This window comes from Photobacterium iliopiscarium, from assembly GCF_003026395.1.
Lineage (GTDB): Bacteria > Pseudomonadota > Gammaproteobacteria > Enterobacterales > Vibrionaceae > Photobacterium > Photobacterium iliopiscarium.
Genome location: NZ_PYOO01000009.1, coordinates 13,711 through 35,147 on the forward strand (window position 1 = coordinate 13,711; position 21,437 = coordinate 35,147).

At 39.9% G+C, this 21,437-nt stretch carries 20 protein-coding genes; 16 read left to right on the forward strand and 4 right to left on the reverse strand.

Going from position 1 to position 21,437, the window contains the following annotated elements; genetic code table 11:
• Positions 1–77 precede the first annotated feature (77 nt).
• Together C9J51_RS13240 and C9J51_RS13250 are read left to right on the forward strand one after the other, a co-directional pair.
• Entirely contained in the window at positions 78–440 is a 363-nt protein-coding gene (locus C9J51_RS13240; protein WP_231579359.1) for a DUF4145 domain-containing protein, read from the forward strand.
• 855 nt (positions 441–1,295) lie between these two features.
• Complete coding sequence (locus C9J51_RS13250; RefSeq protein ID WP_045039689.1) at positions 1,296–1,613, forward strand: putative signal transducing protein; 318 nt, start codon at positions 1,296–1,298, stop codon at positions 1,611–1,613.
• A 68-nt stretch (positions 1,614–1,681) separates the two neighbouring features.
• On the opposite strand, the gene C9J51_RS13255 is transcribed toward C9J51_RS13250, so the two are convergent.
• Both C9J51_RS13255 and rsmD read right to left on the reverse strand, forming a co-directional pair.
• Positions 1,682–1,948 (reverse strand): DUF1145 domain-containing protein, encoded by a 267-nt coding sequence (locus C9J51_RS13255; RefSeq protein ID WP_045035859.1) that lies wholly within the window; start codon positions 1,946–1,948, stop codon positions 1,682–1,684.
• Positions 1,945–2,550, reverse strand: coding sequence for a 16S rRNA (guanine(966)-N(2))-methyltransferase RsmD (gene rsmD, locus C9J51_RS13260; RefSeq protein ID WP_045035860.1), 606 nt, complete (start codon positions 2,548–2,550; stop codon positions 1,945–1,947). The genes C9J51_RS13255 and rsmD overlap by 4 nt, the downstream gene beginning before the upstream one ends.
• Positions 2,551–2,634: 84 nt before the next feature.
• Here rsmD and ftsY point away from each other — a divergent pair, with 84 nt between their 5' ends.
• The 9 genes from ftsY (at position 2,635) to glpD (ending at position 12,879) form a co-directional block, all read left to right on the forward strand.
• Complete coding sequence (gene ftsY, locus C9J51_RS13265) at positions 2,635–4,041, forward strand: signal recognition particle-docking protein FtsY (RefSeq protein ID WP_107275211.1); 1,407 nt, start codon at positions 2,635–2,637, stop codon at positions 4,039–4,041.
• Between the two features lie 4 nt (positions 4,042–4,045).
• Positions 4,046–4,714 (forward strand): cell division ATP-binding protein FtsE, encoded by a 669-nt coding sequence (ftsE, locus tag C9J51_RS13270; RefSeq protein WP_045035861.1) that lies wholly within the window; start codon positions 4,046–4,048, stop codon positions 4,712–4,714.
• Positions 4,704–5,636: a permease-like cell division protein FtsX gene (ftsX, locus tag C9J51_RS13275; RefSeq protein WP_045035862.1), complete on the forward strand. Its 933-nt coding sequence runs from the start codon at positions 4,704–4,706 to the stop codon at positions 5,634–5,636. Before ftsE ends, ftsX begins: the two co-directional genes overlap by 11 nt.
• A 178-nt stretch (positions 5,637–5,814) precedes the next feature.
• Positions 5,815–6,675 carry an RNA polymerase sigma factor RpoH gene (gene rpoH, locus C9J51_RS13280; protein ID WP_045035863.1) on the forward strand — a complete coding sequence of 287 codons (861 nt, stop codon included), beginning with the start codon at positions 5,815–5,817 and terminating at the stop codon, positions 6,673–6,675.
• A 552-nt stretch (positions 6,676–7,227) separates the two neighbouring features.
• Positions 7,228–7,548: a thiosulfate sulfurtransferase GlpE gene (gene glpE, locus C9J51_RS13285; protein WP_045039690.1), complete on the forward strand. Its 321-nt coding sequence runs from the start codon at positions 7,228–7,230 to the stop codon at positions 7,546–7,548.
• A 108-nt stretch (positions 7,549–7,656) separates the two neighbouring features.
• A complete protein-coding gene (glpG, locus tag C9J51_RS13290) occupies positions 7,657–8,496 on the forward strand; it encodes a rhomboid family intramembrane serine protease GlpG (RefSeq protein ID WP_045035865.1) in 840 nt (279 codons plus the stop codon).
• Positions 8,497–8,857: 361 nt separating this feature from the next.
• Positions 8,858–10,228: a glycerol-3-phosphate transporter gene (glpT, locus tag C9J51_RS13295; protein WP_045039691.1), complete on the forward strand. Its 1,371-nt coding sequence runs from the start codon at positions 8,858–8,860 to the stop codon at positions 10,226–10,228.
• Positions 10,229–10,347: 119 nt separating this feature from the next.
• Complete coding sequence (locus C9J51_RS13300) at positions 10,348–11,109, forward strand: DeoR/GlpR family transcriptional regulator (RefSeq protein WP_045035866.1); 762 nt, start codon at positions 10,348–10,350, stop codon at positions 11,107–11,109.
• Positions 11,110–11,343: 234 nt separating this feature from the next.
• Positions 11,344–12,879 (forward strand): glycerol-3-phosphate dehydrogenase, encoded by a 1,536-nt coding sequence (glpD, locus tag C9J51_RS13305; RefSeq protein WP_107275218.1) that lies wholly within the window; start codon positions 11,344–11,346, stop codon positions 12,877–12,879.
• A gap of 58 nt (positions 12,880–12,937) precedes the next feature.
• Here the strand turns inward: glpD and C9J51_RS13310 are convergent, their stop codons facing one another.
• Positions 12,938–13,360 carry a flagellar basal body-associated FliL family protein gene (locus C9J51_RS13310; RefSeq protein WP_107275212.1) on the reverse strand — a complete coding sequence of 141 codons (423 nt, stop codon included), beginning with the start codon at positions 13,358–13,360 and terminating at the stop codon, positions 12,938–12,940.
• A gap of 168 nt (positions 13,361–13,528) precedes the next feature.
• Here C9J51_RS13310 and C9J51_RS13315 point away from each other — a divergent pair, with 168 nt between their 5' ends.
• Positions 13,529–14,071, forward strand: coding sequence for a chorismate--pyruvate lyase family protein (locus C9J51_RS13315; protein ID WP_045035868.1), 543 nt, complete (start codon positions 13,529–13,531; stop codon positions 14,069–14,071).
• Positions 14,065–14,928, forward strand: a complete 864-nt coding sequence (ubiA, locus tag C9J51_RS13320) for a 4-hydroxybenzoate octaprenyltransferase (protein WP_045035869.1) — start codon at positions 14,065–14,067, stop codon at positions 14,926–14,928. Before C9J51_RS13315 ends, ubiA begins: the two co-directional genes overlap by 7 nt.
• Before the next feature lie 74 nt (positions 14,929–15,002).
• On the opposite strand, the gene plsB is transcribed toward ubiA, so the two are convergent.
• Positions 15,003–17,441, reverse strand: coding sequence for a glycerol-3-phosphate 1-O-acyltransferase PlsB (gene plsB / locus C9J51_RS13325; RefSeq protein ID WP_045035870.1), 2,439 nt, complete (start codon positions 17,439–17,441; stop codon positions 15,003–15,005).
• 350 nt (positions 17,442–17,791) lie between these two features.
• On the opposite strand from plsB, the gene lexA reads away from it, so the two are divergent.
• The 3 genes from lexA to ctaD all read left to right on the forward strand — a co-directional run bounded on the left by lexA (position 17,792) and on the right by ctaD (position 21,436).
• Positions 17,792–18,412 carry a transcriptional repressor LexA gene (lexA, locus tag C9J51_RS13330; RefSeq protein WP_045035871.1) on the forward strand — a complete coding sequence of 207 codons (621 nt, stop codon included), beginning with the start codon at positions 17,792–17,794 and terminating at the stop codon, positions 18,410–18,412.
• Positions 18,413–18,691: 279 nt separating this feature from the next.
• A complete protein-coding gene (coxB, locus tag C9J51_RS13335; RefSeq protein ID WP_045039693.1) occupies positions 18,692–19,828 on the forward strand; it encodes a cytochrome c oxidase subunit II in 1,137 nt (378 codons plus the stop codon).
• An 18-nt stretch (positions 19,829–19,846) separates the two neighbouring features.
• Positions 19,847–21,436, forward strand: a complete 1,590-nt coding sequence (ctaD, locus tag C9J51_RS13340; protein ID WP_045039694.1) for a cytochrome c oxidase subunit I — start codon at positions 19,847–19,849, stop codon at positions 21,434–21,436.
• The last annotated feature ends 1 nt before the right edge of the window (position 21,437 follow it).

Below are 21,437 nucleotides of genomic sequence, written 5' to 3' on the forward strand. Positions count from 1 at the left end.
AATTATTTTACTAAAACACTGTGTTGAGTGGGTAGCTTAGGTAAGGTAATCATAATTGAATATTTAGGGAGGTGATGATGGATATTAAACAAGTCATTGAGAGATCTCATCGGTTAGAAGACTTATTACGCCAACATTATCATGCTAAAGGTACTGATTTAACGCAATTAGTTGATAGTTGTGATAATCGATTTTCTGATGATATTTCTAATAAATTAAATAGAATCAGTCTAATACGTCAACAATTGACGGCTGATGATAGTTTGATATCAGATGCCAATGACTATCAGTTATTTATGGACTTATGTGCTGAGTGTGAAGTGGAATTAATGCCACGTAGTAGTCGTTTAGTGTGGGGGGTTGCGGTGTTACTGCTTGGCGGAATTACGTTAGCGGCGCTGGGGTTCTATTTTTATCATTGGCAGCACATTACGTTATAACAATGCTGAATATTCAGGGTATAGATAAAAAAATGGCGCCATTAGGCGCTATTTTTTTGTTTCTTGAATGAGGCTTAGTAAATAATAGGTAGTGTCATTAGACCAACAACAACGGCAATCATTACAAGACCTTGTTTTTGTGAATGTGTCAGCATGTTTTTAATCCTTGGTGAGAAGTTATTTTTTATCTTGACAATAAAGATAACATGTTTTTAACGGTTTTGGTAGGGTTGATGGTGGGTAACTTAGATAAAAACATTTTTGAATGACAATAAAAGCCTTTTATCACCATTAAAACAATGTTTTCTTTGCTGTTATTTTTATGTTAATTTTAATTTTTCATGTTTTTATTTGTCTTTAGTTATTGTTTATATTGTTGTTTTTTATTTTATTTCTGTTTTTGAATATTATTTTTAGTACTTTTTGTTATAAATGGTCAAAAAATGAAGATATTTAACTGTAACTCTATTTTGAGGTTATTTTTTAAATGTATTATTTTTGACGGTTATAGGTTTTGTCTAAAAAATAGCTAAGTTGTTGGTTTTTCATTATTTTTAAATGTTTTTTGCGTTATTTTTATTGATTTATTTGATATTGGTGTTGATGGCTGTGTGTGTTGTTTATTTTTGCATGTAAGCATTGTTATCTTATTGTATTTATATGATTTTAATTTTTTATTTATAATTTTTAAGGTGGTGTTTTTTGAGGTTTTTACTGAGATTTTAGCAATTATTTTATTTGTTTGGGTCTGATGTGTTCATAATTGATGTCATAACATGGGTTTAATATTAGAGACAGAGATCTAATTATCGATTGCTATCTTTAAAGGATTATTCAGTTTATTGGAGAAGGAGTATGGCGAATCAACAATGGCAATGTGCATATAGCGCCGGCAACAGTTTAGAAGCACATAGTTTAAAAGGTTTGTTAGAAAATACTGGAATATCAGTACGGTTGACTGGGGAAGCATTAGCGGCGGCGGCAGGTGAACTACCGATGAGCGTAGTTGAAGTACAGCTATGGGTAACAGGAATGCAAAGACAACAAGCGCTAGTGGTGATTGATGGTTATTTACGGAATGACTATCGTGATTGGTATTGTGGTTGTTGTGGCGAGGTTAATCAGGGTCAATTTGAGTTGTGTTGGCAGTGTCAACATGATCGTGATGAGTAATAAAAAGAAAATCAGTATCATCAAAGGATAAAAAGCGAGCATCAATAATGTTGCCCGCTCTCAAAGTATTACATCATGTGCTTGCGACGAATATCAAGCAGCGCGAAGATACCAAAAATTAAAATTGACCAATGCTCCCAACGCGACATCTTGATTTTATCACCAAATGCACCAACGAAAATCAGCATTTGTAAGCCGTGCATCATGAACAAAAATGCGGTCATGATATAAAGCGCGATTGCAGAAACTCCGGGGAAAGGGTGAATGATGTTAATAAATAATATTAGCCAGACTAAGGCTATCGCTATTTTGGCAGTAATGATCAGTGCTTTCATGGTTCCTCTCTGGAAAATAAGCGGTAGCACACTTGGCCTGCGCTTTTTTCACGATGTAAATGCCAGTGGCTAGGTATTGCCAACTGACCTAATTCCTTTTCTGCTTCAATATAAATCATTGCATGTGGTGTTAACCAGCCATTATTTTCTAACGCTGTGATAACATCCTGAATAAGATCTTTTCGAAACGGTGGGTCGATAAAAACAATATCGTGTGGCGTACCTGTTTGTGACAAAAAGCGTAAACTATCGCTATTGATCACAGTGGCATTGGTCGCTTTTACTGTGTTGAGGTTTATTTCGAGTTGTGTGGCTGCTTTTTTATCAAGTTCAAGCATGGTGACACTTTCTGCACCACGTGAAAGTGCTTCAAAACTTAAGCCGCCACTACCCGTAAAGAGATCAAGGCATTTAGATTGATAAATGTCTTGCGCTAACCAGTTGAAAAGTGTTTCTTTGACACGGTCAGTGGTTGGACGGAGTCCTTCGACATCATGAACGGGTAATTTGCGTCCACGCCATTGTCCGCTGATGATTCTAACGAACCCACCAGGACGATTATTTTGTGTTTTGCGAGTTGTTTGCTGTCTTCGCTGCGTCATAGATTTTTTTGACCGTTAAGAAAATGATAGTATACACCTGTTTTTAGGCCGTAAATTGTACCAATCAAGCGCTAGGATTTGCCAATGGCAGAAAAAAAGAAACGCGGATTATTTTCATGGCTAGGATTTAGCTCTGAAGATAACGACGCACCAAAGGAACAAGCTACTGATCAATCAGTAGTTGATGGCTCGGTTGATAGCCAACAATCAACACATTCCTCTGACGATGAGCCGTTGAAAGCCAGTCATAATCATGAACTTGAGCTAGAAACACCCATCGAATCAGAATTAGTAGCTGAAACGAATGATCGCCAATTGGCTGCAACGTTGCAAGAAAATGATCATCAAAAAGACACCACAGAGACTGACGGTGTTGCTGATGATGACAATGCAAGCGTAGATGACAGTCAACAACCTTTAGTCGATAAACCAGTGGATGATAGTGAGCTCTTACTAACATCTGTTACGGATATTGCAGAAGCGGCGAGCGTTAGTGATTCAAATATTATTGATGGTGATGTAAATATTCCATTGGTAAGTGCAGCGGTTGAACAAGAAAAACCAAAATCAGAAGGCTTCTTTAGCCGTTTAATGCGTGGTTTAAAGCGCACTAAAACCAACTTTGGTGCTGGTTTCTTTGGTTTGTTCCGTGGCAAGCAAATTGATGATGACTTATTTGAAGAGTTAGAAGAACAACTGTTGATAGCCGATGTGGGGATGGATACCACATTAAAAATCATTAGTAACCTTACCGACAAAGCATCACGCAGTGATCTACATGACGGTGAAGCACTCTATGGTTTATTAAAAGATGAACTGGGTGGAATGCTGGCTAAAGTTGAACAACCGTTAGTGGTTGATATGACCAAAAAGCCGTATGTTATTTTAATGGTTGGCGTAAATGGTGTGGGTAAAACAACCACCATTGGTAAATTAGCCAAGCAATTCCAAGCTGAAGGTAAATCAGTCATGCTAGCAGCAGGTGATACCTTCCGTGCCGCGGCAGTTGAACAATTACAAGTCTGGGGTGAGCGTAATAATGTCCCAGTGATCGCTCAACATACAGGTGCCGATAGTGCATCGGTAATTTTTGATGCGATTGAATCTGCTAAAGCGAAAAATGTTGATGTTGTTATTGCTGATACCGCAGGGCGTTTGCAAAACAAAGGCCATTTAATGGAAGAGTTGCGTAAAATTGTGCGGGTGATGCAAAAGATTGATAGCGCAGCACCGCATGAGATTATGCTGACATTGGACGCCGGTACGGGTCAAAATGCCATTAGTCAGGCCAAATTATTTAGTGAAGTAGCACCCGTATCGGGTATCACTATTACTAAACTAGATGGTACGGCTAAAGGTGGTGTTATTTTTGCAATTGCTGATCAATTCAATATTCCGATTCGTTATATTGGTATTGGTGAAGGCATTGATGATTTACGACCGTTTGTGGCCGATGAGTTTATAGAAGCGTTATTTAGCAACGAGGAATAATAAAGTGATTCAATTTCAGCAGGTAAGTAAAGCTTATCGTGGTGGTAGGCAAGCCCTACAAAAAGTAGATTTTCATCTTAAACCAGCGGATATGGCTTTTTTAACGGGTCACTCTGGGGCCGGTAAAAGTACTCTGCTGAAGTTAATTTGTGCCCTTGAGCGTCCAAGTGACGGCAAGATTTGGTTCAATGGTCACGATATTACTCGTTTATCGAATAAGAAAATCCCATTTTTGCGCCGCAATATTGGTATTATTTTTCAAGATCATAAGCTTTTAATGGATCGCAGTGTTTTCGATAATATTGCGTTGCCATTACGGGTTGAGCAAATGAATGAACATGATATCAAACGTCGTGTGAGCGCAGCGTTGGATAAAGTTGGATTATTGGATAAGGCAAAATGTTTGCCTATCCAATTATCTGGTGGTGAGCAACAGCGCGTAGGTATAGCGCGTGCTGTTGTTAACAAACCAATGTTGGTGTTGGCTGATGAACCAACGGGTAATCTTGATGCGGAATTATCACAACAAGTGTTGCGATTATTTGAAGAATTTAACCGTGTTGGCGTAACCGTATTAATGGCAACCCATGATACATCATTGCTGGCCAGCCGTGATTATCGTCGTTTAGATCTGCATAAAGGTAATTTAAGGGAGCTGGCACATGGCGCGTAAATCTATTGGTTTTTTTGCAATTCATCGCCAACAAGCGAGTTCTGCATTAAAAGACATGTTTCGCCGTCCATTGGGTAATTTTTTAACCCTTGCAGTATTGGCTGTTGCATTAACCTTGCCATGTACCTTTTATTTAATGGCAAAAAATATCACCGCAGTCGCTGACGCATGGCAAAACCCAAGTCAAATCACCTTGTATTTACAACATGATGCGACCAATGATGACGGTCAGGCATTAGCGGATAAACTTAAAAATTGGTCACAAGTTAATAGTGTTAAATATATTACTGCTGAGCAGGGTTTAGAACAGTTTCGTCAAAATGGTGGCTTTGATAAAGCCCTGAGTTTGTTTGATGAACAAAATAATCCGTTGCCTGCGGTAGTGATTGTTGAACCTAAGAGTGATTGGCAAACGACAACGAAAGCCAATGAATTAGCCACTAAGTTAGGTCAACAAGATCACGTAGCAGAAGTGCGTTTAGATCGTGATTGGTTACAACGTTTAGCGGCAATTCAACAACTGGCGATTGCGTTAGCGTTATTAATGTCAGGCTTAATGTTATTTGCAGTATTCTTAATTGTTGGTAATACCCTTCGTTTACAAGTGCTTAGCCATAAAGATGAAATTCAAGTAATGAAAATGGTGGGCGCAACTAATAGCTATATTTTACGTCCTTATCTGTATGTTGGGGTGTGGTACGGCTTGATTGCAGCGCTTATTGCATGGGGATTAACCCAAGGGGTAGTGTTATTATTAGGTGATGCTGTTGCGCAGTTATCTAATTTGTATGGCAGTCATTTTAGAATGTTGGGTTTAAGTTGGGATGAAAGTTTGATCATGATAATGATCGCAACCTTCCTTGGTTTAATGGCGGCTCGTCTTGCTGCTGGACGTCATTTGCGTGAAATTAACCCAGTATAATTGTGGTTGTAAATAATTTAGAAACAACGCGATAAGAAAAAGTGATGCTTATAATTATATAAATTTGCGCTACGGCTTGCATTTTAACTATGTTTACAGGCATCATTGTCGGTTCACACAACGATAGCATGTGCTCAATAACCGTTGTGATTGCACAAAAATTACACGAGGTTTTCGAATGTCAAATGAGATGTCGAAATTAGTTCTAGTTTCGGCGGATAGTCTTGAAAGTTATATTCAGACTGTAAACCGTTATCCAATGCTAACGCCTGAGCGTGAGAAAGAGCTCGCTGAAGCTTTACACTATGACGGTGACATTAACGCAGCTAAAGCATTAGTGATGTCCCATTTGCGGTTCGTAGTGCATATTGCCCGTGGATACTCTGGCTATGGTTTGCCCATTGCTGATTTAATTCAAGAAGGCAATATTGGCTTGATGAAGGCGGTTAAACGCTTTAATCCTGAAGTCGGCGTACGATTAGTCTCTTTTGCGGTACATTGGATCAAAGCTGAGATCCATGAATATGTATTACGTAATTGGCGCATCGTTAAAGTCGCAACCACTAAAGCGCAGCGGAAATTATTTTTTAATCTTCGTAAATCAAAGAAACGCTTAGGTTGGTTTAATAATGATGAAGTCAATATGGTTGCTGAGCAACTAGGGGTTGAACCGTCTGAAGTTCGCGAAATGGAATCACGCCTTGCTGCGCAAGATCCTACGTTTGAAATGCAAAATGATGACGATGAACGTGATTCAACACCAATGGCCCCCGCTTATTTCCTTGAAGATAAAGGCTCCGATGTTGCCTTGAGTTATGAAGAAAGTAATTGGGAAAGTCATGCCAATAATCGTTTATCACAAGCATTAGCCAGTCTTGATGAGCGTAGTCAGCATATCGTTCGCTCACGGTGGTTAGATGATCAAAAATCTACCTTACAAGATTTAGCCGATAATTATGGAATTTCTGCTGAGCGTATTCGTCAGTTAGAAAAAAATGCCATGAAAAAGCTCAAAGATGCGGTCGGTGATTTTTACTAATTGATTACGTGCTTAAAGGCAATCTATAAAAACCGACCTCAGTGTCGGTTTTTTTATCGCTGTTGATCGTCTAAATCTACGCTGAATAATAGTGATCGTATGCTAAGTACTTATCTGTCTGATTTTATGTGTCATAAGTCACATTTGTGAATAGTTTTGTGTATGCTTAGCTTACTTATCCACAGCTTATAGTAGGATCCGATCTACATGTAGTGGATCTTTTTATTCCCAACCACATTATCAACGCAATCCACAGACTTTTCCACAAGTGGTTACTTTTTGCTCTATTGGTGATTATAATCAGCAATAACTCCTTGTTGGTATTGAACTGTTATTGTTGTGGATGGCGGTTGTTATGTGGATAAAGCCTTATTTTTTGGTGGGAGATAGCGCCGCTAAGCTAAGGTACAATAATGATTGATTGCTTATTTTGGCTGATGAATTGTCAGGATCGTGTGTTTACGATCCAAGATAGACATTATCGATCGCGATCATAAATAGCATTCTCAGTCAGTGCTATTACCTTTATTGTTGCAATTAAAAGGAAAAATCATGGAACAGTTTCAGCATATTTCAGTACAAGATGCCCTGCAATTATTACAACAACCACAAGCCGTATTGGTTGATATACGTGATCCTCAATCTTATGCATTAGCACATGCTCAGGCAGCATTTCATCTTACTAATGACACCATGGTGACATTGATGGATGAGGTTGACTTTGAGCAGCCACTATTAGTGATGTGTTATCACGGTGTCAGTAGTCAAGGTGCCGCCCAATATCTAGCTAATCAAGGTTATGAGACGGTTTATAGTATTGATGGTGGTTTTGAAGCTTGGCGTCGAGAAGCCTTACCTATGGTACAAGCTTAGTTAAGTTTGTATTGATAAAATGAGTATCCATTGGGCTTTGTTATACACGTTGATATAACAAGCCATATCTTTACTACTTATAATATCCTATCGATTAGAGTGATAACTATGCATCGCTTAGCTGAATTTTATAACCCTCGCCATGCGCAAGCATTTATTGATTATATGGCTTCACGGGGTATTGAACTGACTTTAGCGCCAGAGCCTGAGGGTAAGTTTGCGTTATGGTTACAAGATAACCAACATCTGATTGAAGCCGAAGCTGAATTAAATGCATTTATTGCTAATCCCAATGATAGCAAATATCAAGAAGCATCATGGCAAGTGGCAGAGAGTCGCACTGCAAAATTTGATTATTCTAGCCCGAGTCTAATCTCGATGGTTAAAGCCCAAGCCGGTCCATTTACATTATTAGTGATGGTAGCATCACTGGTCATTTACGGATTGTGGTTGTTAGGATTTGAATCGCTATTATTTAATTGGTTTCATTTCCCGTTTATGAATGGTGATCAGTGGCAGCTATGGCGTTATTTTAGCCATGCGTTACTCCACTTTTCAGCATTGCATGTGATTTTTAACTGTTTGTGGTGGTGGTTATTAGGCGGGCAAATTGAGCGTCATAGTGGTTCTGCAAAACTCGTTCAGCTATTTCTTATCTCATCATTAATTTCAGGTTTTGGCCAATTTTGGCTTGATGGACCTAATTTTGGTGGTCTATCTGGGGTCGTTTATGCCTTGTTAGGTTATATCTGGTGGATGGGCTGGTTGGCACCACAACGTGGATTAGTGATTGCTCGCTCTTATGTGGTGTTTATGTTGGTGTGGCTCATTATTGGTTTTGCTGAGCCTGCGGGGATTGCCATTGCGAATATGGCGCACTTAATGGGTTTATTAACCGGCTGTGCGATTGCGTTAGTGGATGCTAAATTACTTCGTCCTAAACATTGATTTTTTAAACGTTTTTCCTGCAATTGCCACGGTGATATTGAGCCTACTAACATCGCCGTGGCAGTGACTATTATATTGATATTAACTAAAGCTGTTGATTATTTGACAGTGAGTCCAATGTTGATATAAATCCGCGTTATTTTCATATCTATTCATATTTATCCGTCTGTCTTTGACTGTTTTCACATTTTTAATTATTCATTCGCGCAATAATTAGCCTCGTTTTGAGCGACATCGAAAATAGAGTGATCGTTTATAACGTCAAATTGTGAAAATAGTATCTATAAGATGTCATAGCGTATTGTGATGCGTTAATGGCACTCGATGCCCTACAGCAGTGAGATAACAGAAAGGAACATTTATGTTTGGTTTATTTACCCCCGTAGCGCATAAACAGCGGCTACCCGATGGCAGTATCGATCCGGTTTATAAGCGGTTGCGGTGGCAATTGTTTGTCGGTATTTTCTTCGGTTATGCTGGTTATTATTTAGTACGTAAAAATTTTTCGTTAGCGATGCCCTATTTGATTGAAGAATATGGTTATAGCCGCGGTGAATTAGGGGTTGCGTTAGCGGCAGTATCAATTGCTTATGGCTTATCTAAATTTTTAATGGGGAATGTATCGGATCGATCCAATCCTCGCTTCTTTTTAGCCTCTGGATTGATATTGTCCTCGATAGTGATGCTGTGCTTTGGTTTTATGCCTTGGGCAACGGGCAGCATTACTGCGATGTTTGTGCTGTTATTTTTGAACGGTTGGTTTCAGGGAATGGGATGGCCGGCTTGTGGGCGAACCATGGTCCATTGGTGGTCGCATAAAGAAAGAGGTGGGTTAGTCTCGGTCTGGAACGTGGCTCATAATGTCGGTGGTGGCTTAATTGGTCCATTGTTCTTATTTGGTTTATGGGCGTTTAATGATGATTGGCGTTCAGCGTTTTATGTACCTGCTTTTTTTGCGCTATTAGTTGCGGGATTTACTATCTTAGTGATGCGTGACACACCGCAATCTTGTGGCTTACCACCGATTGAAGAATACAAAGACGATTATCCTGAAAGTTATGATAAATCGTTTGAAAAAGAAATGACCGCCAAAGAAATTTTCTTTAAGTACATTTTTAATAATAAATTATTGTGGTTTATTGCAATTGCGAACGCGTTTGTTTATTTGATCCGCTATGGCGTATTAGATTGGGCGCCAGTGTATTTAGGCGAAGCGAAAGGCTTTACCGTCGATAAATCATCATGGGCTTATTTCCTTTATGAGTGGGCAGGGATCCCCGGTACATTATTATGTGGTTGGATATCCGATAAGCTATTTAAAGGTCGTCGTGCACCAGCAGGAATTTTATTTATGGTGCTAGTGACCGTTGCTGTCTTGGTGTACTGGTTGAATCCTCCGGGTAATCCGACTATTGATATGATGGCATTGATCTCGATTGGCTTCTTAATCTATGGCCCTGTGATGTTGATTGGTTTGTATGCATTAGAGCTAGCACCTAAAAAAGCAGCAGGTACAGCCGCTGGATTAACCGGATTGTTTGGCTACTTAGGTGGTGCAGTAGCGGCAAACGCATTACTTGGTTATACCGTTGATAATTTTGGTTGGGATGGTGGTTTTATTGTTCTAACTGGCTCTTGTGTACTTGCTATTTTCTTCTTTGTTATCACTATGGTTGGTGAAAAGAAGGCCTATCAGCAGCAGCAACTTGAGTTACAACAGCAAAATGGTTGATTAAGTTTGGCTTCTTGGTAAAGCTGTGAGTAATATAAAAAGGCTTCGCATCGGCGAAGCCTTGTTTTTATTACCTTTCATTGCTGAATATGGCGGGTATAGATAGGAGCTTTCCAGCCGTGAAGCAAAGTAAACGTCACCAAGAAATTATTGATTTAGTGATCAGTCAAGGATACGTCAGTACTGACGATCTTGTAGCACGTTTCAATGTTAGCCCACAAACGATTCGCCGCGATCTTAATGAGTTGGCTGATGAAAATAAAATTCGTCGTCATCATGGCGGTGCAACAGTTCCTTCTAGTTCAGTTAATACCGCTTATACCACTCGCAAGGTTTTACAATTAGAACAGAAAGACCGCATAGCCAAAGCATTAGTTAGCCATATTCCTGACGGCGCAACCTTATTTATAGATATTGGCACTACGCCAGAAGCAGTGGCGCGTGCACTTATGAATCATAACGATTTACGGATTGTCACTAATAACCTTAATGTCGCCAGTTTATTGATGGCAAAAGAAGATTTTCGTGTGATTTTAGCTGGTGGTGAGGTACGTAATCGTGATGGTGGTATTGTCGGTGAAGCGACGCTTGATTTTGTATCACAATTTCGCTTAGATTTCGGTATCTTAGGTATCAGTGGTATTGATCTTGATGGTTCATTATTAGATTTTGATTACCATGAAGTTCGGGTTAAACAAGCAATTATTGAGAATAGCCGTTGTGTGATGTTAGGCGTTGATCACACTAAATTTGGCCGTAATGCGATGGTAAATCTAGGTGATATTAGTCAAATTGATATGTTATTCACTGACCAATTACCCCCACTCAGTTTGGTTGAGCGATTACAAGAAAATGAAACCCATTTTGAGGTGGTAGCGTAAATCGATTATATCAATAACGAAAGATTTGAATAACGGGTTTCTTTAAATAGAAGCCCGTTTTTTTTGTTTGTAATTGTTATAAGCATTAAGTTTGCGGTAATGATCAAGTTTTTGTCACAACAATGTTAACTAATGCTGGATTAGATCAATATATACGCTATTATCAACTTAATTACTTTCGAACGAACATTTATGGTTCGTTTTGTTATGTTTAATTTGATGGGTGTGAACATTATGACAGTAGCATTAGGCGGCCTCGAAAATAGTCAAACGTTAGATTTAATTGTGATTGGTGGCGGCATTAATGGTACTGGCATTGCTGCTGATGCCGCGGGTCGTGGGTTGAGTGTTGGTCTTTATGAAGCGGATGATTTTGCATCAGCAACCTCATCAGCCAGTTCAAAATTAATTCATGGTGGTTTGCGTTACCTTGAACATTATGAATTTCGATTAGTCGCTGAAGCGTTAGCTGAGCGAGAAGTCTTATTAAAAAAAGCGCCTCATATTGCTAAACCAATGCGATTTCGACTGCCACACCAACCGCATTTACGTCCTGCATGGATGATTCGTGCTGGATTGTTCTTATATGATCACCTAGGAAAACGCACCACACTCCCTGCCAGTAAAGGGTTATCATTTGGTGCTGATTCGGTATTAGTACCTACAATTAAACAAGGTTTTGAATATTCTGATTGTTGGGTCGATGATGCGCGACTGGTGATTTTAAATGCAATGGAAGCCACCAAGCATGGTGCTGAAGTGCGTAATCGATGTCGAGTTGAGAATGCGGTTCGAGAAGGGGATCTTTGGCGGGTGACCATTAAAGATCAACTGACGGGGGAAATATTTCAACGTTATGCTCATGGATTAGTGAATGCAACCGGACCATGGGTGAAATCATTTTATGATCACAGTACAGATTTAGAATCACCACGCAATATTCGCTTAATTAAAGGCTCCCATATTGTGGTGCCACGGGTACATGATCAGCCGCAAGCGTATATTCTTCAGAATGAAGATAATCGAATCGTGTTTGTGATCCCTTATTTAGATCGCTTCTCTGTGATTGGTACTACCGATGTTGAATACCATGGTGATCCGCGTGATGTTGCGATTGATGATCAGGAAATTGATTATTTATTAAAGGTGTATAACAACCATTTTGTGCATCAATGTCAGCGGGAAGATGTGGTGTGGAATTGGAGTGGCGTTAGACCATTATGTGATGATGAATCCGATTCACCACAAGCGGTAACGCGTGATTATACCTTAGAGTTAGAACAGCAAGCGGATGAAGCGCCATTATTATCGGTTTTCGGTGGTAAGCTGACGACCTACCGTAAATTAGCCGAATCAGCGTTAGTGAAATTAGCGCCATTTTATTCTCAAATGGGGTCATCTTGGACCAAAGACAGTTATTTACCCGGTGGTAGTGCTGATTTTGATGGTGATAAGTTGGCAACACAGTTGCAGCAACAATATTCGTGGTTAACGCCGTTTACTTGTCAACGTTTAGCTCATAATTATGGCTCAAGGGTTGAGGTTTTATTGATGGGTATTACTACTGAATCTGAGATGGGGCAGCACTTTGGTGAAGGGCTTTATCAGTGTGAACTTGATTATTTAATGGCGTATGAATTTGTACAAACCGCCGCTGATGCATTATGGCGACGAAGTAAGTTAGGTTTGTATTTAACGTCATCACAGCAACAGCTAATTGCTGATTATATTAATGAACATCAAGCCTTAGTGGTGATTGCTGCGGCATAATAATAGTAATGATTATATTTAATAGAAAAGCGCCGATGGGCGCTTTTTTTGTGGGCGATTATTGGTATAAATATTTAGTAAATAATAGCTCATTGATTGCAGTATGCCCCGTTTCGACGAGTAAGAGTTGGTTGATTTTTTGTTTACTTAATTGACGAATATTTTCACGGCCAGCCAATGACTTTATTTGTTGTGCTGATTGTTGGCTGATAATGCTGATAATACAGTCACGGATCAGGGGGGCATGATGCTCAATGTTAACCAGTTGATTGCTGTCGGTAAGCATTAAGTCGACTTGAAGTCGAATATATCCAAGTCGAGAATCATTCATAACATAGTTAGTGATGATATTCGGCGTTAAGGTGTAATAACGCATACTTGATTGAGTCGAGTCATTATTGGACTGTTTTGCATAAGTGATTGGTGAAAGTAATGTTATCGCCATCAAGAAACTCGCTACAAAAACAGTTTTTTTCATCATGATACTCATGCAGTTAAGGACATTTAGACGCAACAAGGTGTAATCTACTAGCGTTAACGATATTCGAACTCGTTACCTCTTGCTACAATAGCAGATCAATATGGTAATAAATTAACCGCTTTCAACCAAGTGTTTTGATCACGTGTTTGTTAATTTTGTAGTATAAAAATGTCGGAATTCAAGCAGTTGTACAGTCCCTTAATTCAGAGTGCTAAATGGTACTCGGTACAATCATGGGCGTTAGAACAAACATCACATGGAGCCTGGTTGCTAGAGTCAGAATCATTGTCACGTCGATTGGCGCAATATTGCCAGCATTTCACGGTGACAGTGTTAGCCCAGACCATGATTAGTAATGATAATCTGTCGGTTATGGAACGGCAGCTTGTGGGTAATTGTGATTGTTTAGAACGAGAAGTGATGCTTTATGGTGATCAACAACCATGGGTCTTTGCGCGAACGTTGATCCCAATGACAACCTTAAGTGGTAAGGAACAAGATCTGGTCAATCTTGGTAATAGTCCATTAGGTTATCGAGTTTTTAATGATAAGAATTCACGTCGTGATGCGCTTGAAGTTGCTAATCTTGGTACTCCACAGCACCCTCGATGGGCGCGACGTTCGCGATTATGGATCAATGAAAAGCCAATGCTGGTGGCGGAGCTATTCTTAACCGAATCGCCAGTATATGCTAAGGAAAAAGGATGTTAGAAATAACTAAAGCCAGAGCTTTTTGGCAGTTAGCCCGATTTGATCGTCCGATTGGCAGTTTATTATTATTATGGCCAACGTTATGGGCGTTATTTTTAGCTGGAGATGGTTTTCCTAAAGTCGATGTGTTGGTGGTGTTCGTACTTGGGGTGGTGTTTATGCGTGCCGCCGGATGTGTGATTAATGATTTTGCTGATCGTAATGTTGATGGTCATGTAAAACGCACTGCAAATCGACCGATGCCATCAGGAAAAGTTTCTGAACGTGAAGCATTAGGGCTGTTTATTTTATTGGTGTTAGTGTCGTTTTTATTAGTACTCACCATGAATAACCTGACCATTATGTTGTCAGTGGTAGCCGTAATGCTGGCAGCAGCTTACCCATTTATGAAGCGCTATACCCATTTACCGCAGTTAGTTTTGGGTGCTGCTTTTGGTTGGTCAATTCCAATGGCCTATGCTGCCCAATCTGGCACATTACCCACTGTGGCATGGTTGTTATTTGTTGCTAATATTCTATGGACGGTTGCTTACGATACGCTCTATGCAATGGTTGATCGTGATGATGATATTAAGGTTGGAATTAAATCCACCGCCATTCTTTTTGGTCGATTTGATAAATTAATCATTGGAATACTACAGTTAGTAACGATTATGTTATTGATTGCTATCGGTGGTCTTTTACACTTAAATCAAGGTTATTATTGGGCGTTGTTAGTCGCGTCAGCATTATTTGTTTATCAACAAATGTTAATTCAAGGTCGTCAACGCGAACAATGTTTTAAAGCCTTTTTAAATAATAATTATGTTGGTATGGTGATATTTATTGGCATTAGCCTAAGCGTATTATGGCAATAAGTGGTAATGGGTAGTCATTAATATTGAAATATAAAAAAAGCGCCAGTTTTGGCGCTTTTTTTTATGGTTAACACTTAGTCATTAGGCTGTTCATCATCGGGCTGCATGACGGCTTGAATGGTTAATTTCACTTCAGGAGAAACTAATGATGTTAATAAATCAGCCAGCTTCTCAACCGGTTGAGTAACAGCATGACATTCATTATTGAGGTAACCTTCATTACGTAATGTTTTCACTAAGGTACTAAATACCCCTTTATCGAAAAATTCGGGCGCATTGATACCATGTAAACGACTTAGACGTTGAGCAAGGACTTGGCTATGTTGTTCTAGATCAGTTTTAGGTAACTGGGGCTCAGCATTAAGTAGTGTCAGTGCGATGGCGTAACGCTGTAAGGTTTCAGTAATGGTGCGTGCTAGGAGCTGTAATGGACCAATGCGCGGATTATTAATCGCAATAGTGTCACCATCAAGTAGCAATAATCGCTGACGAACTAATTCTGCAATTAAACGATCAATTTCTAGTGGTAATTGTTCGGCATCAAAGCGTAAAAATAATTCAGCTTTTAAGAACGGATACAATAACTCAACTTTTTGATGGATCTCTGCACGGGTCAAACATTGTTGTTGTATGACTATGTGAGCAATTAATGACGGTAACGCAAACAAGTGAATAATGTTGTTGCGGTAGTAGGTCATTAAAATTGATTGTTCACGATCCAGTGAGATGATTTCACCTAATACGTCACGTTCGACTAAGAACTTGTCCATAGTAATTGCATGATCGACCAATTGAGTTGCATTGTCTTTTGGTGTGGTGCAATGGTTTGAATAGGGCGCATTGCGCAGTAGCTCAAGGTAACAATCAATTTGTTGTTCTAATGAACTGCGACTTAATGCTCGTTGTCGTGATGATAATAGCGCTAGTGCACATAATGTTAGTGCATTAGTCGCTGCGGCATCATTAATATGGGTCATCATTTTAACCGCTAAATCATTCACTACCGGAGAGAGCCAGCTTGGACGTTGCGGTTCGATTGGGTTGATGTCTTGGTGCCAGTCAGGCACGTTATCATTTAGATATTGATTAAGTGATAACGGCTCACCAAAGTTGACATAGCCTTTACCAAAATTACGTAATTTACGAAGAGTACGCAGTACTTGGCCGACATTTTCTTTTTCTTTACGTTTACCTTGTAGCTCTTTGGCATACGTACCCACTTCCATTACGTGTTCGTAACCAATATAAACCGGTACCAAGGTCACTGGGCGATTTAGGCCGCGTAACATTGCTTGGACGGTCATTGATAACATGCCCGTTTTGGCTGGAAGTAAGCGTCCTGTACGTGAACGACCGCCTTCACTGAAATACTCAACCGAATAACCTTTAGCAAATAACTGCGCTAGATATTCTCTGAATACCGTCGAATAAAGGCGATCACCTTTGAAACTACGACGAATAAAGAATGCACCACCACGGCGGAAAATAGGACCAGCAGGGAAGAAGTTAAGATTAATACCCGCAGCGATATGTGGTGGTACTAAGCCTTCTTGGTACAGTACATAAGACAGTAACAAGTAATCCATATGACTACGGTGGCAAGGGACATAAACAATTTCATGACCATCTTGCGCTAGGCGACGAATACGCTGGGCATTAGTGATGTTAAGCCCTTGGTAAAGCTTATTCCACAACCAACCCAAGAAACGTTCACCATTTTTGATCAATGGATAAGAAAAATTAGCGGCAATTTCTTCCATCATTGCAATCGCTTCACGGCGTACTTTTTCTACAGGAACTTGACGGCTTAATGCTTCTTCTTGTACCACTTTATCAATGGCTTTCGATGCTAATAAACGTTTAAAAAGTTGTTTACGATCCGGCAGACGAGGACCTGATGTTGCCAATAATTGACGCGAAAAGTGAATTTTTGCTACACGTGCTAACTTCTGTGCAATGGCATCATCAGTACCGTGATTATCTGCCATATAACGTAGAGATACAGGTGTACTTAGACGGACTAAACAATCGCGACCATGACCAACAATCGCCCAGGTTTTTTTAGGGCCATTGAGAGGGCGTAAAATAGGTTTGTTTTTCGATTCTTTTCCCGGTGCACGACCCCATAAAATAGAGGCAGGAATTAATTGAACATTTAATTCACTGTCTTGTTTATGTAACTCTAATAGGTCACAAAAAAGTGTAATTGAGTCTTGTGGTAAACCGGTTTTATTACCAAATACACTTGGGTTTTCAGCAACACAAACAAAGCGTGGAAACGACTGACCATTAATTTCTAATAGTGATAATGGATCTGGTAAGCCTGATGCGAGTGCACTGCTACGTAGAGTTAATAGATCAGTATTAGAACGGTACGGCAATATATAGACGATTGGGCGTGCTAAATCGAGTTCTAGGTCAGCAACTGGATCGGATGGAATCGAATGAGGTTTTACCAACAAAGAAAGTGGCAATTTTAATAATTGTTGATAGATTTTCTGCCCGCTTGACATAGATATAATTAGCCTCTGAATCTTAATGCGCCGCACAATAGCAGAAAAATGCAGCTTTCATGCAGGATATATGCGGTAAATAAACGTTAAAATACCACTTTTTTGACTTAGTCATGGTTTATTTTTATAACAACTTTTGGATTAAAAATCGATCTGGCATGACCAGTTAAAGAAAGATGATTGATTCTGTTGAAATTATTGCTACAAATAATAGCATTATATTTTTTCAATCCAAGTAATTGAATGGCTTTGAATTCCTACTCAAATTGCTGTTTTCGTAAACAATTGGCTTTTATTGTCTTTGAACACTGGATATACTCACAGCAACTGTATAAAAAGACAGGTGACTCATGAAGCCGTTAACGCCGCGACAACAACAAGTCTTTGATTTAATCAAAACAAAAATTGATGACTGTGGAATGCCACCAACACGTGCAGAAATCGCGCGTGAACTTGGTTTTCGCTCTGCTAATGCCGCAGAAGAACATTTAAAAGCCTTAGCTCGTAAAGGTGTATTAGAAATTATTCCCGGTGCATCACGAGGGATCCGTTTATTAATTGCGGACGATGCTGCTGATGAAAAAGGATTACCTTTAATTGGCCGAGTTGCTGCTGGTGAGCCAATTTTGGCGCAAGAGCATGTTGAAGCCCATTATGAGGTGGATCCAACCTTGTTTAAACCACGCGCTGATTTCTTACTACGTGTTAATGGCATGAGTATGAAAAATATCGGCATTATGGATGGTGATTTACTCGCTGTGCATAAAACTCAAGATGTACACAATGGCCAAGTGGTTGTTGCTCGAGTTGATGATGAAGTGACCGTTAAGCGACTTGATAAACAAGGTGCTAAAGTGTTGCTTCATGCTGAAAATGAAGAGTTTTCACCCATCGAAGTTAATTTAGAGCATCAAAGCCTGACCATTGAAGGTATTGCTGTTGGCGTGATTCGTACCGCTGACTGGATGTAAAGATCCGCTAACGACAGATTGAGTAAACACCAAATAGCGTAGCGCATAAGCTGCGCTTTTTTTTGTTTTTAAAATAGTGAGTAATGATTTTTTCTCGAATATCATTAGCTTATCTAGTGATTTGTTAGTAATTATTTATGGCCGTTTTTTTGCGCTATTACTGTTTAGTGCCTAAGTTAAACATAGAGGAATGTTATTTTAGCTTTGCTGCGGGTGGGTAAATTTGTCGCTGCATGTGCTGTGTAAGGTCAGGTGTTGCCGACAAAGGAGGTCAGAACGATGATGCGTAAACTGATCGGTAGTTGTGGATTAATTGTATTTTCATCCCCATTGTTGGGTGAAACAATGCAACTCAATATGACGCGGGGTGTTACCGCAATAAGCCAAGATGTGTTTGGCTTACATATGACGATTCTTTATATCTGCATCGCTATCGGTGTGGTGGTGTTTGGGGCCATGTTTTGGTCTATTTTCCATCATCGAAAATCTAAAGGTGCTGTTGCAGCCTCTTTTCATGAAAGTACCAAAGTCGAAATTATTTGGACATTAATTCCCTTTATTATCTTAATTGCGATGGCTATTCCTGCCACAAAAACCTTACTGGCAATGGAAGATCCTTCAAAATCAGATCTCACTATTCAAGTGACAGGTTCGCAATGGAAATGGCATTACCGCTATTTTGATCAAGAGGTTGAGTTTTATTCACACCTCGCCACCAGTGCTGCTCAAATTGATAATCAACAACCTAAACGAGCTAATTATCTGTTAGAAGTTGATTACCCTTTAGTGGTGCCGATTAATAAAAAAATCCGTTTTTTAGTGACGTCACAAGATGTTATCCATTCTTGGTGGGTACCTGCGTTCGCCGTTAAAAAAGATGCTAACCCTGGTTTTATTAATGAAGCATGGACCCGCATTGATAAACCGGGTATTTACCGTGGTCAATGTGCTGAGTTATGCGGTAAAGATCATGGCTTTATGCCGATTGTGGTGATTGCAAAAACACAAGCTGAATACGATCAATGGTTACTACAAACTCAAGCCAGTCAGCGCCAATCTCGAGAACAAGAACAACAGTTATTAGATATGACTATGCCGATGGATGAATTAATGACTCTTGGTGAAAAAACCTATATCAGTCGTTGCGCTATGTGTCATCAAGCTAATGGTAAAGGGATTCCGGGGGCTTTTCCTGCGTTAGCAGCCCAAGGGGTTTCAATTGATCCCAAGCAAAGAATTGAGCATATCAAAATTGTGGTCCTTGGCAGTACAGGTACTGCCATGCAAGCTTTTGGCCCGCAATTAAGCCTTAAAGAATTAGCTGCCGTGATTACCTATGAGCGTAATGCTTGGGGAAATAATACCGGAGAAACCGTGCAAGCGGCTGATATTCAGGCAATTAAAAACGGACAGTAGCGATAAGGAATTATCAGCATGACGGATATATTGCATCAACAACCCACCAGTGATCACCATGAACATCATCCGCCAAAGGGAATGAAACGGTGGTTATTTACGACTAATCATAAAGATATTGGTACGCTTTATTTATTGTTTAGCTTATTAATGTTTTTTATTGGTGGTGCGATGGCAATGGTGATTCGTGCTGAGTTATTTCAGCCGGGATTACAATTGGTTGAACCTAATTTTTTTAATCAAATGACCACTGTTCATGGTTTGATTATGGTATTTGGTGCCGTAATGCCAGCTTTTACAGGTTTAGCTAATTGGATGATTCCATTAATGATTGGTGCGCCAGATATGGCCCTACCACGAATGAATAATTGGAGTTTTTGGATCCTACCGTTTGCCTTTAGTCTGTTGCTGTCATCGCTATTTATGGAAGGTGGCGGCCCTAATTTTGGCTGGACATTTTACGCGCCATTATCGACGACTTATAGCCCAGCCAGTACTGGATTGTTTGTGTTTGCGATTCATATTATGGGCATCAGTTCGATCATGGGGGCGATTAATGTGGTGGTGACCATTATCAATATGCGCGCTCCTGGTATGACTTATATGAAGATGCCGTTGTTTGTGTGGACATGGTTAATCACCGCTTTTTTATTGATAGCGGTAATGCCAGTGTTAGCGGGCGCGGTAACCATGGTCTTAACTGATAAATATTTTGGTACCAGTTTTTTTGATGCTGCTGGTGGTGGCGATCCCGTTATGTTCCAGCACATATTTTGGTTTTTTGGTCATCCTGAAGTTTATATTATGATTTTGCCGAGTTTCGGTATTATTTCGGCAATTATCCCTGCATTTTCGCGTAAAAAACTCTTTGGTTATAGTTCAATGGTGTATGCCACCGCTTCGATTGCTGGATTGAGTTTTCTGGTGTGGGCGCATCATATGTTTACCACGGGTATGCCTGTTGCGGCAGAGCTGTTTTTTATGTATTGCACCATGCTGATTTCGGTGCCGACTGGGGTGAAAGTGTTTAATTGGGTGGCAACCATGTGGCGTGGATCGCTAACGTTTGAAGTACCGATGTTATTTGCGATTGCGTTTATTGTGTTGTTTACCATCGGTGGTTTTTCTGGGCTGATGTTAGCGATCACGCCAGCTGATTTTCAATATCATGATACTTATTTTGTGGTGGCACATTTTCATTATGTGTTGGTGTCGGGCGCGATCTTTTCGATTATGGCGGCAGCTTATTACTGGCTCCCTAAATGGACCGGGCATATGTTCAATGAACGTCTAGCTCAATGGCATTTTTGGTGTTCGTTAATTTCAGTCAATATTTTATTTTTCCCAATGCATTTTCTGGGATTAGCGGGAATGCCTCGGCGAATTCCTGATTATGCGTTGCAGTTTGCTGATATCAATGCGGTGGTCAGCATCGGTGGGTTTTTATTTGGTTTATCACAATTGTTATTTGTCGCGGTGGTGGTGAAGTGCATTCGAGGCGGAGAAAAAGCGGCATCAAAACCGTGGGAAGGGGCGGAAGGGCTAGAATGGACGGTACCTTCTCCCGCGCCATATCATACCTTTTCAACGCCACCTAAAATTGATTAGC